The sequence below is a fragment of the Pseudomonas sp. NPDC087804 genome (genome assembly GCF_044742965.1).
Lineage (GTDB): Bacteria > Pseudomonadota > Gammaproteobacteria > Pseudomonadales > Pseudomonadaceae > Aquipseudomonas > Aquipseudomonas rustica.
Genome location: NZ_JBIUVN010000001.1, coordinates 1,561,815 through 1,575,382, shown reverse-complemented (window position 1 = coordinate 1,575,382; position 13,568 = coordinate 1,561,815). Strand labels below are relative to the sequence as shown.

Sequence of the window (13,568 nt, the reverse complement as noted above, 5' to 3'; positions counted from 1 at the left end):
GTAGGAGCTGCCGCAGGCTGCGATCTTTTGCTTTCAACGCTTTTGAAGCCACCCCAAAAAACCACCTTTCCGCACCGCCACCGGTTTAGCCATCAACGCGAGGCGACTGTTCTGTTGACGTACCGCCTGCAATTTATTCAACGCCCGACCCACCTCCGTCCGCTGCTCCATGCACTCGCGGGTAAGCTTCTTGTCGAGACGATAAATGATGCTCGACGTCAGCGCGGTAAACGTAGCCTGCGACGGCGTATCAGCCAGAATACTCTGCTCACCCATGACCTCACTCGGCCCCATGCGCCCGGCTTCAGTCTGCTCATTACCATCCGGCACCGTCGCACTGACCACGCCCGTGGCAATCACGAACAGACTGTCCGGCACTTCATCCAGCCCCAGCACCACCTGGCCTGCTGTGTACTGCTGAGCGACCATCGATTCGGCGAGGCGATCACGTTCATCGCTGCTCAGCGAACGAAAGATTTTCACTTCATCAAGCAACGCACGTGCGCGGGTCGACGGTTCGATCACGCCGTCCGGATGCCGCGAAATCCCTGCTGCTTCGAGATGCCGGTGGGCGAGGTCGAACAGTTGATTGCGCACTTCACCTTTCTTGCCCAACTCAGCAATGAAACCGCTGGCGACGTATTCCGACATGGTTTCGCCGGCCTCTTTCAGCACGGCTTTTGGCGCCGGACTCAGCAACAGCGAGCTGCTGCCTTGCAGCGTACGATCCAGTGCATCGAGCACCCGGCGCGGACGAATGTGATTGGGCACCTGAATGCTGATCGACACGCCATGCATGCTGTTCGGGCGGCTGAGGTTGACGATCTTCGCCTTCGCCGCCACCGAGTTGGGCACTACGGCCATGGTGCCGGCGCTGGTCAGCAGATGCGTGGCACGCCAGTCGATGTCGAAGACCTTGCCTTCGACGCCGTCGATCATCACCAGATCATCGACCTGATAAGGCTTGGTGGTGTTGAGGACGATCCCGGAAAACACATCGGCCAAGGTACTTTGCAGCGCCAGACCGACGACGATAGCGACCACCCCGGAGGTCGCCAGCAAGCCTTTGACCGGCAGTTCCAGCACGTAACCGGCGGCGGCAACGATGGCCACGAGAAACACCAGTGCGCCGATCACGTCTTGCAGCAAACGACCGCTGTGACCGATGCGACGCATCAGCGCGAGGCCGATCACTTCCGTCAAAACTCGCGCGGCGTACAACCACCAGAGAATCCCCAACGCCGTTGCACCCAGTTGCGCGACGCGGTCATCGGCGAACAGCGGGGCTTGCAGCGGGCTGACACCGGCATTGATCACCAACGCGGTGAAGGCCAGAAACAGCGCCAGCCGCACAGCCACTCTTGGCGCACGATGGGTGAACGGCGTGAAGTGCCAGAGCACCGCGTCGAGCAGCAGCAGGGCGGCGCTAAGAGACAGCAGGTGGGTGTAGAAGAATGTCATGACCGAAGCTCCGCAGTGCTTGCCAGTAAAAAGATCGCAGCCTGCGGCAGCTCCTACAGAAAATTGCTTTGCAATGTAGGAGCTGCCGCAGGCTGCGATCTTTTGATTTTAAGGATTCAAATGAGTCTTCAGTTCAGCCGCCGCCTGACGCACCGCTGCCTTCACTTCAGGAATCTGGCTCAGCGGATTGAGCAAACCAAAGTCATGGATCATCCCGTTGTAACGCACCGAGGTCACCGCCACGCCGGCCGCATCGAGGTGCCGCGCATAGCCTTCGCCTTCATCACGCAGCACGTCGAACTCGGCGGTCTGCACCAGTGCAGCAGGCAAGCCTTTGAGCTGTTCGGCGCTGGCGTTCAGTGGCGAAGCATGGATCTGCGCGCGCTCGGCGGGGTTGGTGGTGTAGTTGTCCCAGAACCACTGCATCATGCCTTTGGTGAGGAAATGGCCCTCGGCAAATTGCTGGTACGAACCGTCGTCAAACTGCGCGTTGGTCACCGGCCACATCAACAGCTGGAAGCGCAGTGCCGGGGTTTTCTGTTCCTTGGCCATCAACGCCACAACCGCCGCCATGTTGCCGCCGACGCTGTTGCCGGCCACCGCCAGACGCTTGCCGTCGACACCGATGTCTTTGCCGTGCTCAGCCACCCATTTTGTCGCGGCATACGCCTGGTTGATCGCGGTCGGGTACTGCGCTTCCGGCGACGGCGTGTAATCGACGTACACCGCGACAGCGCCAGAGCCCACCACCAAGTCACGAATCAAGCGCTGGTGCGTCGGGTAGTCACCGAGTACCCAGCCGCCACCGTGGAAGAACATGAACACCGGCAACTCGCCTTTGACCTTGGCCGGACGCACCACTTTCAGATTGATCGTCTGGCCATCGACCTTGATCGCTTTGTCGCTGACTTCAACACCGGACAAGTCGACTTTCACCGAAGCCTGCGCACCGGTCAGTACCGCACGGGCGTCTTTCGGGCTGAGTTGCTCAAGGGGTTTGCCACCGCCAGCGGCGAGGGCGTTGAGGAAGGCCTGAGTGTTGTGTTCGACACCGGAGGTCTCGGTGGCGGATGCGTTGCCGATGGACAGGGCGAGGAGGGAAGCGGCGAGGGTCTGTTTAATGTTCATGTTCAATTCCATTTTCGAATGTGTGATGTAGGAGCTGCCGCAGGCTGCGATCTTTTGATCCTGTTTTTGCCTTTTACCCGCGTCACCGCAGATCAAGATCAAAAGATCGCAGCCTGCGGCAGCTCCTACGTGTTCAGGGTTGTTTTCAAACCGTGCGCACAGATTAATGAGCTGCTCGAAAGTGAAAAAGCGGCTATAAAGCGTTTAACTGTCCACCAGAGAGTGACAATGAACCCGTTCGAAGACATGCGTATTTTTTGCCAGGTCATGGACTCCGGCAGCTTCACCGCCGCGGCCGATCAGTTGGGCTTGTCCAAGCAGTTCGTCAGCCGGCGCTTGATGCAACTTGAGGAGCGCCTCGGCGTGCGGTTGTTGAACCGCTCGACCCGGCGCCTCGACGTCACCCCGCTGGGCCAGAGCTACTACGAATCGGCCTTGCGCCTGCTGGGCGAGGTCGAACAGGTCGAGCAGGGCATCGCCGGGCAGACCGCCGAGCCGCGCGGAACGATTCGCGTGAGCGCGCCGCTGTCGTTTGCCGTCGCGCACCTCGGTTGTCTGCTGCCGATGTTTTTGCAGCGCTATCGCGAGGTCACGGTGGAGGTGGATCTGAGTGATCGGCCGGTTGATTTGCTGGGCGAGGGTTATGACCTGGCGCTGCGCATTGGTGTGCTGGAAGACTCAACGCTGATCGCCCGGCGCATCGCGTCGATCGAACGGGTGTATTGCGCCAGTCCAACTTACCTGGCTGAACGCGGGACGCCGTTGAAACCGGAAGAACTGCTCAACCACGATTGCCTGCCTTATGGCCATGGGCGTTCGGTGCAATGGCGGTTTAATGCGGGGCAGGGTAAGCCGATGTTGGTCAATGTCACCGGGCGTATGCGGGTGAACAACGGCGAGTTGCTGCGGGATGCGGCGGTGCAGGGAATGGGGATTACGTATTTGCCGACGTTTATTGTCGGCGCAGCGCTGAAGGATGGCCGGCTGGTGCCGGTGCTGGATGATCTGCGTCCGGAACCGCTGACGTTGTCGGCGGTGTACCCGCAGCATCGGCAGGCCTCACGCCCGGTGCAGGCGTTGGTCGAATTCTTGCGCGAACGCCTGAACCAGAACAACGTCGCCCTCTAAACCTCACAGTGGATTTTTCAAACCCTGCAAAACCCCGTGGGAGCGAGCTTGCTCGCGAAGACGGACTGTCAGTTAACCCATCATTGGCTGACCCACAGCATTCGCGAGCAGGCTCGCTCCCACATTGGCTTTATGGATGGCTGTGAAATCTGGGTAAACCCCAAGTCCTGTGGGAGCGAGCCTGCTCGCGAAGGCGAACTGTCAGTTAACCCATCATTGGCTGACCCACAGCATTCGCGAGCAGGCTCGCTCCCACATTGGCTTTATGGATGACTGTGAAATCTGGGTAAACCACGAGTCCTGTGGGAGCGAGCCTGCTCGCGAAGGCGGACTGTCAGTTAACCCATCATTGGCTGACCCACAGCATTCGCGAGCAAGCTCGCTCCCACATTGGCTTTATGGATGGCTGTGAAATCTGGGTAAACCACGAGTCCTGTGGGAGCGAGCTTGCTCGCGAAGGCGGACTGTCAGTTAACCCATCATTGGCTGACCCACAGCATTCGCGAGCAGGCTCGCTCCTACATTGGCTTTATGGATGGCTGTGATATCTGGATAAACCACGAGTCCTGTGGGAGCGGGCTTGCTCGCGAAAGCGTCGGGTCAGCTAAAACACAATTGACTGACACGACGCCTTCGCGAGCAAGCCCGCTCCCACAGGAATTGCGGTGGGCTCTAGAGGTCAGTTGGCGCGTTTGTCATCGCCGGGTTCGCCGCCGACGTGCACGCCGCGATCGTCACCCGGTTCGCCCGCTGCATGCAGGCCTCGGTCATCGCCGACTTCACCGGCGCGATGGACGCCATGATCGTCGCCGACTTCACCCGCCCGGTGAACACCGTGATCATCGCCCGGTTCGGCGTGGGTGCCGTTGCGGCCGGAGGATGACGCGGAATTGCCCGAGTGTCCGGAGCCTTGGCCGCTGCCGCTGTGACCACTGCCGCCATCACCGTGGCCACTTCCACCATTGCCACTGCCGCCATGACCGCCACCATTTCCACCGCCACCGCCACCGCCACCGCCACCGCCACCGCCACTGCCTCCATGCCCACCCCCGTTTCCACCGCCGCTACCGCCACCCCCTCCGCCATGTCCGCCGCCGTTCCCTCCACCACCACTCCCACCTTCCTTGGCCTGAACACTGGAAACCCCCGACAAACTGTCCGGAATCAGTACCGTGGACGCCGACAGAACTGCGCCGATGGCCATTGCGAGCACGAGCTTTTTAATGTGCATATCGTTCTCCGTCTTTGTGGTCTTGTTGGGAACGTGAGAGTGCGTTGTTGCAGGGATTCGACCCGTTCCCGGGGTCAGTGAATACTCGACGCCAGTTCGAAAATCGGGATGTACATCAGGATCACGATGACCCCGATGAGCAGGCCGATGAAGGTCATCAGCAGCGGTTCGAACAACTTCACGAACCACTCCAGCCAGCGGCTGATTTCCTCATCGTAGAAGTCGGCGCTGCGTTCCATCATCTGCCCGAGGTTGCCGGACTGTTCGCCGGCGCGGAGCAGGCGCAGGGACACCGGTGTCACCAGGTGATTGAGCTCCAGCGCGGTAGACAACGATTGCCCCTCGCGCACCCGCTCGCAAGCCTGATCGAGGCGTACCCGCGACGCCACGGTGAGCAGGCCGCGCACCATGCTCATGGCGGTCACCAGCGGAATCCCGCCTTGCAGCAGAATCCCCAGCGAACGATAAAACCGCGCCAGCTCATACATGAAAATTCGCTGATGCACGGCCGGCAGTTTCTCCACCAGCCGATCCAGCCCACGACGAAACGCCGGTTGTTTTTGCAGGACGGCGAGGGCGATGACAATCGCCGCCAGCGCGCCAAAGAATTCCGCCTGATGCGCATGCAGAAACATGCCGCTGCTCATCAAGACCTGCGACAGCCACGGCAGGTTATTGCCCAACCCTTCAAACACCAGGCTGAAGCGCGGCACCACGTAACCCATCAAAAACAACACCACGCCGCCGCCGACCACCAACAACAGCATCGGGTAGATCGACGCGCTGATGATCTTCTGCCGCACCTCGTCCATACGCTGGCGATAGCTGACGTAGCGGCCTAGCGCATCGCCGACCGCGCCGGTCTTCTCGCTGGACTGTACCAGCGCCACGTACAGCGGCGGGAACACCGCCGACAACTGGCCCAACGCCTGCGAAAACGATTTGCCCTCGTAGAGCAGGCGCACCAGCTCACTCAAGGTTTTCCGGGCAGCGGGGGCGGATTCTTTTTCGGCGAGGCTTTCCAACGCATCGATCAACGGCAGGCCGGCATTGAGCAGCGTGGTCAGTTCCTGGCTGAACAGCACCAGATTGAAGGTCTCGCGCTGACGCAATCGCAGCGAACGCCAATGCTTGTCGGCGTGCGAACTGAGCACGCGCAGACCCTGGTCCTCGGCAATCCGTCGCGCTTCGCTGTCGCCCGCTGCCTCGACGCTCAAGGACACCACGCCAGCCTTGCCGACCGCTTTCAAATGAAATCGCATGGGCCGCGCTCCGCTCACTGCCAATTGGTCACTTCAGCGTTTTCGCCTTCGCCACCGGGCTGGCCGTCCTTGCCCATCGACAGCAAATCGTACTCGCTGTTTTCGCCGGGATAGCGATAGGCGTAACTACGCCCCCACGGATCCTGCGGCAGCTTTTTCTGCAAGTACGGGCCGGTCCATTTCGCCTCGTCACTCGGGGCGGTGACCAAGGCCTGCAAGCCCTGTTCGGTGGACGGGTAGTGGCCGACTTCCAGTCGATACAAGTCGAGTGCTTTGCTCAGCCCTTCGATCTGCGCCTTGGCCACTTTCACTTCCGAGCGACCGAGTTGAGCGAAGTATTTTGGCGCGACGATCCCGGCCAACAGACCGAGCACCACCAGCACCACCAGCAATTCGAGCAGGGTAAAACCGCGTTGGCCACGCGGACGAAATTGCAGCTTCATGATGACCTCCCGTGAGTGGCAGCCGTGTCGCCTGAAGGGCTTATGCAATTGCCATGCTCAGCCTCACTGAAAACTGGTCGACACGCCGAAGCCCTTGAAATACGGGCCTCTCAAGAGTCGGCACAGTGCTTGCGTATGGCTCAAACGTGATCGGCCATTGGGGCATTTCCCCCAATTTATCGGGGCCGATCCGGGGAGGCCCGACATGAAATTTCTCGCCAGCGGATTGCTCGGTTGTGTGCTGCTCAGCGGCGCCGCGCAAGCCGATGTATTTATCTCGGTGGACGCCAAGGGCAGCTACGTGCTGTCCAACGTTCACCGGCCCGGACGCACCTACGAACGGGTGATCCACGAGGCTGAGATGCCTGTGGCCAGCCTCGATCAACAGCCGCAAATGATCGCCAATCAGCCCTACGCAGAACTGGTGTCGGCAGCCGCCAAAGTCAACGAATTGCCCGAAGCGTTGCTGCACGCGGTGATCAACGCCGAGTCACATTACAACCCCGGCGCGACCTCACCCAAAGGCGCCGGCGGGCTCATGCAATTGATGCCCGACACCGCGCGCGAACTGGGTGTGACCGATGTCTACGACCCCAAGGCCAACATCCAGGGCGGCGCGAAATACCTCAAGCGTTTGATGACCCTCTTCGACAACGACATCGCCCTCGCCGTGGCGGCCTACAACGCCGGGCCCGACGCGGTGCTCAGCCGTGGCCGGGTGATCCCGCCGTTCGCCGAAACCCAGCGTTACGTGCCGACTGTGTTGCGCCAGTACCGACGTTTGCAGGGCCTGGCGATGGACGCCCCGCTGTGACCCCAACCCGGTTTTCCCCACTTTCGGGGCAAACCCGGCAGCCCCGAAAAGTGGGGCAAAGCGGTGGGGAATATGCCCCGGATTCTCAAGTCGCTGCAGTAACCGATTGAACGGTAAACGAATTTTTTGTGGCACGCGGATTGCTCTGAGGCATTTGTCGAGAAGTGTTCCCAAGAGCACCCACTACGAGGTTACTGATCATGGCTGGCATTCATCACGCTCCGTCTCTGTTCAACTGGCTGCTGATTCTGGCCTCGATGCTCAGCGTCGAACTGGCCAGCGCGGCCGTGCGATGCGAGCGCAACCTGGTGGCCAACGTCGTCGCCTTCGATCAACCGCTGATGTTCAACCGCCTCGGTGCGCAGAACATCAACGGCATGATGTTCGCCCTGCGCCGCGACGTGGTGGATGACCGCAACATGTCGCTGGCCTACGGCGGTTCAGCGGTGCCGGGCAAGGTTTCGCTGCGCCCGGACAAGCGGCCACGGCCACTGGTGTTGCGCGTGGCGGCGGGTGATTGCCTGACGATCAATCTGCAAAACCTGCTCGACTATCAGGCCAACCCGAACAAGCACTTCGAGAATGAAGGTGAAGAAGAGGAAGGCGTCGAGAACGCCAACGCGGCTGAAGACTTCAAAGTCGATGAGCAAGTCGCTGATCGGCACGTCGGTTTCCAGGTCAATGGCCTGCAAGCGGTGAACAGCATCGATGACATTTCCTCGTTCACCGGGCGTAACGCCAACACCTTGGTGCCGCCGGGCGCGAGCCGTTCTTACACCCTGTACGCCGAGCGTGAAGGCGCGTTTGCCGTCAGCAGCCGCGGCGCAACCTTTGGCGGCGAGGGTGCGGCCGGTAACGTCGCCAATGGCTTGTTCGGCCAGGTTGTCGTCCTGCCCAAGGGCGGTCGCACCTATCGCAACACCCTCACCGAAGAAGAAATGCGCCTGGCCACCACGGGCCGCGCACCCACCGGCCAACCGATCGTCGACTATCAGGCGCGCTACCCGCAGCGCGAACCGTGGCTGCGCGAAGGCAAGGCCGGTACGCCGATCATCGGCATGGTCGACGGCAATGAAATCATTTCCAGCGAAAGCGATGCGATTGTCATGGGCAGCAACGCCGACGGCAGCTTCCCGCCCAGCACCTATCCGCTGGAATCGGTTGGAAAACGCAACCCGGCGATCCCCAATCGACTGGAAGCGTTCCGCGATTTCGCCTCGCAATTCCAGGACGAAACTGCCGCCACTCAAGCGTTTCCAGCCTATTGGGCTGATCCGGTGATGGCCCACGTGCTGGAGCCAACTCGCGATTCGTTCATGATCAATTACGGCTCGGGCGGCATGGGCGCCGAAGTGGTGGCCAACCGTTTGGGCGTCGGGCCGATGCACGATTGCCTGTCGTGCGCCTACGAAGAATTCTTCCTCAGCTCGCACACCGTTGGCGACGTGGCGATGCTGGTCGACGTGCCGGCCAACGCCGGGCTGGAAAACATCGCCCCTGGCCAGACACCGCGCGCCGATCAGATCGGGGTGAAAGCGACCATGGCCCTGTATCCGTCGGAGCCGTCGAACGTCAACCACAGCTACATCGGTGACTTCGTCAAATTCCGCAACACCCACAATGGTCATGAGCAGCACATCTTCCACTTGCACGGCCATCAGTGGCTGTTCAACCCCAACGACGACAACTCCGATTACGTCGATGCCCAGGGCATTGGCCCGGGCGCCGGTTACACCTATGAAATCGCCAACGGTGGTTCGGGCAACCGCAACCGCGTGGCCGGCGATGCGATCTATCACTGCCATTTCTATCCGCACTTTGCCCAAGGCATGTGGGCCATGTGGCGGGTGCACGACGTGTTTGAAGAGGGCACCCGGCTCGACGTTTCCCAGCAGGGCGCCGACGGTTATCACAGCGAACCGTTTGCCCTGCGCAGCGGTAAACCGGCGACCGGTGCGCGCGCCTTGCCTGATGGCGAAATCGTCGCCGGCACACCGATTCCGGCCATCGTGCCGCTACCGGGCAAAGCCATGGCGCCAATGCCGGGCAAAGTCGTGGTCGTGCCGAAAATCGGTGAAACCCTGATCGCCGGCAATGATGACGACGAGGATGAAGAAGAGGGCGATGACGACGGCGAGCACCATGGCGGCAACGCCGGTGGTCAAGCCATCGGTTCGCTGGCGTTGGTTGATCGCAGCGAAGCCAACCGTAATGCCGACGGCAGCCTGAAAAACCCGGGCTATCCATTCTGGATCGGTGGCATGGAAAGCTCGGTGGGCCAACGTCCACCAACCCCGCCGCTGGACATGCTCGACGCCGCTACCGCGCAATCGCTCAAGGCCAGCGGCAAAGCCCTGTGGGCCAACCTTGACCCGGCGCAGTCCGGTGGTTGGGACGGTGGCTTGCAGCGTCATACCCTCGACGGCGTCTCGGCCGGTGGCGAAGCGCACACCGTGACCACCTCGCTGGATTTCTCCAAGGAAGTCACCCGCGCCAAACCGATTTACCTGCCGGAAGAAGGCACCGAAGTCGAACAAGCGGCGATGGCCTTCCATGCGAAAAAAGATCACCCAAGCTATGCCTTGCTGCCCGGCAATCAAGTGGTGGCCAAGGCGTTCCGTACCAACGGTGCCTTGCCAATGGCCGGCGCGCCGTACTACGAACCGTGCATGGACGATCGGCAAAAGCGCCTGACCAGCAGCGCCGGCAGCGGTGAGTTCGCCAGCGGTGACCGCATCGACGGCATGTCCTTTGTCGGCGCTTCAAGCTTCACCGCCGACCGCCCTCGGATCTACAAAGCCGCCAATATTCAGTTCGACGCGGTGTACAACAAGGTCGGTTATCACTTCCCGCAGGCGCGCATTCTGGCGCTGTGGGAAGACGCCTGGCCGGTGATCACCAAGCAGCGTCCGCCAGAACCGCTGGTGATGCGCATGAACACCTTCGATTGCGTGCAATACCAGCAAACCAACCTGGTGCCGGCCACTTACGAGATGGACGACTATCAGGTGCGCACGCCGACCGATGTGATCGGCCAGCATATTCACCTGCCGAAGTGGGATCTGACCTCGGCGGACGGCTCCTCCAACGGCTGGAACTATGAAGACGGCGTGCTCTCGCCGGGCGCCGTGCAGGAACGCATTCACGCGATCCGCGAGTTCAACCAGTGCGCCGCCACCGATCCGCGCGACGGCACCCAGGCGTGCCCGAAAGCCAAAAACCATCCGTTCTTCGGTCAGTACGGTCGCGCCGATTGGCTCGGTGCGCGCACGGCGATGCAGCGTTGGTTCGTTGATCCGGTGGTGAACATCAAAGGCGTCGATCGTGGCCTCGGCACCATTTTCACTCACGACCACCTGGGCCCATCGACGCATCAGCAGATTGGTCTGTACGCCACCGTGTTGGCGGAACCGGCCGGTTCGACCTGGTTCCATGCGGAAACCGGCGAGCCTCTGTACAGTGGCGCGCGTCAGGACGGCGGCCCGACCTCGTGGCAAGCGGTGATCAATACCGGCGACCTCGATGGCGACGGCAAAAACGACAGCTTCCGTGAGTTCTTCCTCGAATACAGCGACTTCCAGCACGCCTATGAAGCCGGCGTCTATGTCGGTGCCGGCCCTAACGGCGTGCCGAATGCGCAGGCGTTCCCGGCGACTGCCGACAGCTTCCGCTACGCGATCAACCCGCCAGTGCGCAACAACGCTAGCAACCTGCTCGAAGGCGTGCTGGAAGTGCAGGGCGGTCAGGTGCCGGGCTGCCCGAGCCGGCCATGTCCGCAGGCGATCTCGGTGGATGATCCGGGCATGTTCGTCGTCAACTATCGCAACGAACCGCTGGCCCTGCGCGTGTACGACCCGAACAAGGTCGGCCCGGACGGCAAGCGCGGCATGCAGGCTGATGGCCTCGGTGGCGATCTGTCGTTCGCCATGCAAAGCCGCACCGACCGCGCAATTCCGGCGATGAACCTGGCGCCGAATCTGCTCACTGCCGCTACCGGGCCTACCGGCGGCACCACGCTGTTTCCGCCGCACATCAACAAGGGCGGCGCTGAACCTGGCGATCCGTTCACACCGATGTTGCGTACTTACACCGGCGACAACGTGCGGCTGCGGGTGCATGCCGGCGGCCATGAAGAAGAGCACAACGTCACCCTGCACGGCGTGAAATGGCTGCAGAGCGGTTCCGGGTTCGGCAACAGTTCCAACTCCGGCTGGCGCGCCTCGCAAATGATCGGCATCTCCGAGCAGATGGGCTTCATAGCGCCGGTGTCGATGCTCTCCAGTTCCGCTGCGACCACGGGCGACTATTTGTACTCGATGGACGCTTCGATCGAAGGCTACTGGAGCGGTATCTGGGGCGTGATGCGTAACTACACCGCTAAACGCAACGACCTGTATGCCATCCCCAACAACCCGAATCCGGCGGGCATGCGCAACACCGTGGCGTTCGAGGGCAGTTGCCCGCGGATCAGCGCCAACCCCAATGGCATCGGCACGCGGCCGACGGTACAGCGCAACTATGAAGTGGTCGCGGCGCTGGCCAATGACATCCTCGGCAATGCGCTGGGCCTGACCATTGGCGATCCGCAAGGGCTTGGTCAGCATGTCGGCGGGCCGCTGAATCCGGCGGGCGGCACCCTGGTGCTGAACTCGCGCACGGTGAGCATTCCACAAGTCACCGTGACCGATCCGGAGGATGGCGAGACCATCACCATCGGCGGGCAGAGCGGGCCCTTGCATGATCCGACTGCGATTCTGTATGTGCGCAAATCCGATCTGGATCCGCTCAGCGGCAAGCTGAAACCCGGCATCCCGGTTGAACCGCTGGTACTGCGTGCGGCGGCAGGGGATTGCATCAACATCACCCTGGAAAACCGTCTGCCGAGCGTGATGCCGGACCTGACGCAAACCGCAGTGATGCAAGGCATGGTCAAGCGTGATCGCAACAGCGGACTGGGCTCGACCACCTTCAGCAACAACCTGATGCGGCCGTCAAGCCACGTCGGCCTGCATGCACAGTTGCTGGCGTATGACATCACCAAATCCGACGGCGCCAACGTCGGCGCCAACCCGATCCAGACCGTGCCACCGCGCGTCGGCAACAGCGGCGCGTACCCGACCCGTACTTATCAGTACTACGCCGGGCATCTGGAGCGTGAAGGCAAACCGGTGACTCAACTGGGTCGCAGCGTCGACAACATCAACGCCACGGCAGTGGAGTTCGGCGGCTTGAATTTCACCCCGGCGGACGTGATCAAGCAACCGCAAAAAGGTCTTGGCGGGGCGATGAGCATTCTGCCGATCGGCGCAACCTGGGTCGACGATGCGCGCAAGGTCAACGCCACGGTTACGGCGCCCGGGCAGACCAGCTACCGCGACTTCGCGATGGTCTGGCATAAAGCGTTGAACACCCGTTGGGCCAATGGCCGGCCGGTGGAAGGGATTGCCGCTGAAGGCTTCGGCGTGCCGACCGATCCGCAGGACAACTCGAGCATGGCGATCAACTACAAGACCGAGCCGCTGTGGTACCGCTTCGGCCTCGCCCCGGACGCGCCGTTTGGTCACGCCGATGGCGCGGGTTATGGCGACATGGTCAATGCGCACATGGCCTACAGCAATGCACTGGTCGGTGGCGATCCGCAAACGCCGGTGCTCTACGCCAAACCGGGGCAGCCGTTCCGCACGCATATTCTGATGCCGAGCGGTGGCAGTCGCGGCACCACGTTCCAGCTCGACGGGCACGTCTGGTCGGTGAACCCGTTCCAGGCCGAGAAGAGCGATGTCGGTGGTTATCCGATGGGCTCGCCGGGCGTGGGCTCCGTGCGCTTCGGCTACAACCCGATGTCGATGTACATCGGCGCCCACGAAAGCATCCTGCCGGCCGCGCACTTCAGCTTCATGATCCCGAGCGCCGGCGGCAGCAACGCGATACCGGGCGACTACCTGTTCCGCGACTACGCCGCCTACGGCAACACCTCCGGATTATGGGGACTGCTGCGCGTGACCAATGAACCGGAACCGGCGCCGCAGGGGCAGTAGACACGACGCCAATATCCCCGTGGAAGCAAATCCCATGTGGGAGCGGGCTTGCTCGCGAAGAGG

At 61.6% G+C, this 13,568-nt stretch carries 8 protein-coding genes; 3 read left to right on the top strand and 5 right to left on the bottom strand.

The window, feature by feature from the left end:
* Window positions 1–33: 33 nt before the first annotated feature.
* Together ACIOMO_RS06920 and ACIOMO_RS06915 are read right to left on the bottom strand one after the other, a co-directional pair.
* Entirely contained in the window at window positions 34–1,461 is a 1,428-nt protein-coding gene (locus ACIOMO_RS06920; RefSeq protein WP_401239296.1) for a mechanosensitive ion channel domain-containing protein, read from the bottom strand.
* Between the two features lie 108 nt (window positions 1,462–1,569).
* Complete coding sequence (locus tag ACIOMO_RS06915) at window positions 1,570–2,589, bottom strand: alpha/beta hydrolase (RefSeq protein ID WP_401239294.1); 1,020 nt, start codon at window positions 2,587–2,589, stop codon at window positions 1,570–1,572.
* 228 nt (window positions 2,590–2,817) lie between these two features.
* Between ACIOMO_RS06915 and ACIOMO_RS06910 the strand changes: the two genes are divergently transcribed.
* The gene (locus ACIOMO_RS06910) at window positions 2,818–3,717 is read left to right on the top strand and encodes a LysR family transcriptional regulator (protein ID WP_401239291.1); all 900 of its coding nucleotides are present in this window, start codon (window positions 2,818–2,820) and stop codon (window positions 3,715–3,717) included.
* 679 nt (window positions 3,718–4,396) lie between these two features.
* Here the strand turns inward: ACIOMO_RS06910 and ACIOMO_RS06905 are convergent.
* The 3 genes from ACIOMO_RS06905 to gspG form a co-directional block, all read right to left on the bottom strand.
* On the bottom strand, window positions 4,397–4,948 hold the full coding sequence (locus ACIOMO_RS06905) for a hypothetical protein (protein WP_401239288.1): 552 nt from the start codon (window positions 4,946–4,948) through the stop codon (window positions 4,397–4,399).
* 74 nt (window positions 4,949–5,022) lie between these two features.
* Window positions 5,023–6,210, bottom strand: a complete 1,188-nt coding sequence (locus ACIOMO_RS06900) for a type II secretion system F family protein (RefSeq protein ID WP_159815027.1) — start codon at window positions 6,208–6,210, stop codon at window positions 5,023–5,025.
* Between the two features lie 14 nt (window positions 6,211–6,224).
* Entirely contained in the window at window positions 6,225–6,653 is a 429-nt protein-coding gene (gene gspG, locus ACIOMO_RS06895) for a type II secretion system major pseudopilin GspG (protein ID WP_053119057.1), read from the bottom strand.
* Window positions 6,654–6,858: 205 nt separating this feature from the next.
* Here gspG and ACIOMO_RS06890 point away from each other — a divergent pair, with 205 nt between their 5' ends.
* Entirely contained in the window at window positions 6,859–7,467 is a 609-nt protein-coding gene (locus tag ACIOMO_RS06890) for a lytic transglycosylase domain-containing protein (protein WP_401239284.1), read from the top strand.
* Between the two features lie 200 nt (window positions 7,468–7,667).
* Entirely contained in the window at window positions 7,668–13,505 is a 5,838-nt protein-coding gene (gene mnxG / locus ACIOMO_RS06885) for a manganese-oxidizing multicopper oxidase MnxG (RefSeq protein WP_400646328.1), read from the top strand.
* Window positions 13,506–13,568 lie beyond the last annotated feature (63 nt).

Bases quoted from the DNA above. Each gene is read 5' to 3' on its own strand.
- ACIOMO_RS06920 (WP_401239296.1), bottom strand. From the start codon at position 1,461: ATGACATTCTTCTACACCCACCTGCTGTCTCTTAGCGCCGCCCTGCTG.
- ACIOMO_RS06915 (WP_401239294.1), bottom strand. From the start codon at position 2,589: ATGAACATTAAACAGACCCTCGCCGCTTCCCTCCTCGCCCTGTCCATC.
- ACIOMO_RS06910 (WP_401239291.1), top strand. From the start codon at position 2,818: ATGAACCCGTTCGAAGACATGCGTATTTTTTGCCAGGTCATGGACTCC.
- ACIOMO_RS06905 (WP_401239288.1), bottom strand. From the start codon at position 4,948: ATGCACATTAAAAAGCTCGTGCTCGCAATGGCCATCGGCGCAGTTCTG.
- ACIOMO_RS06900 (WP_159815027.1), bottom strand. From the start codon at position 6,210: ATGCGATTTCATTTGAAAGCGGTCGGCAAGGCTGGCGTGGTGTCCTTG.
- gspG (WP_053119057.1), bottom strand. From the start codon at position 6,653: ATGAAGCTGCAATTTCGTCCGCGTGGCCAACGCGGTTTTACCCTGCTC.
- ACIOMO_RS06890 (WP_401239284.1), top strand. From the start codon at position 6,859: ATGAAATTTCTCGCCAGCGGATTGCTCGGTTGTGTGCTGCTCAGCGGC.
- mnxG (WP_400646328.1), top strand. From the start codon at position 7,668: ATGGCTGGCATTCATCACGCTCCGTCTCTGTTCAACTGGCTGCTGATT.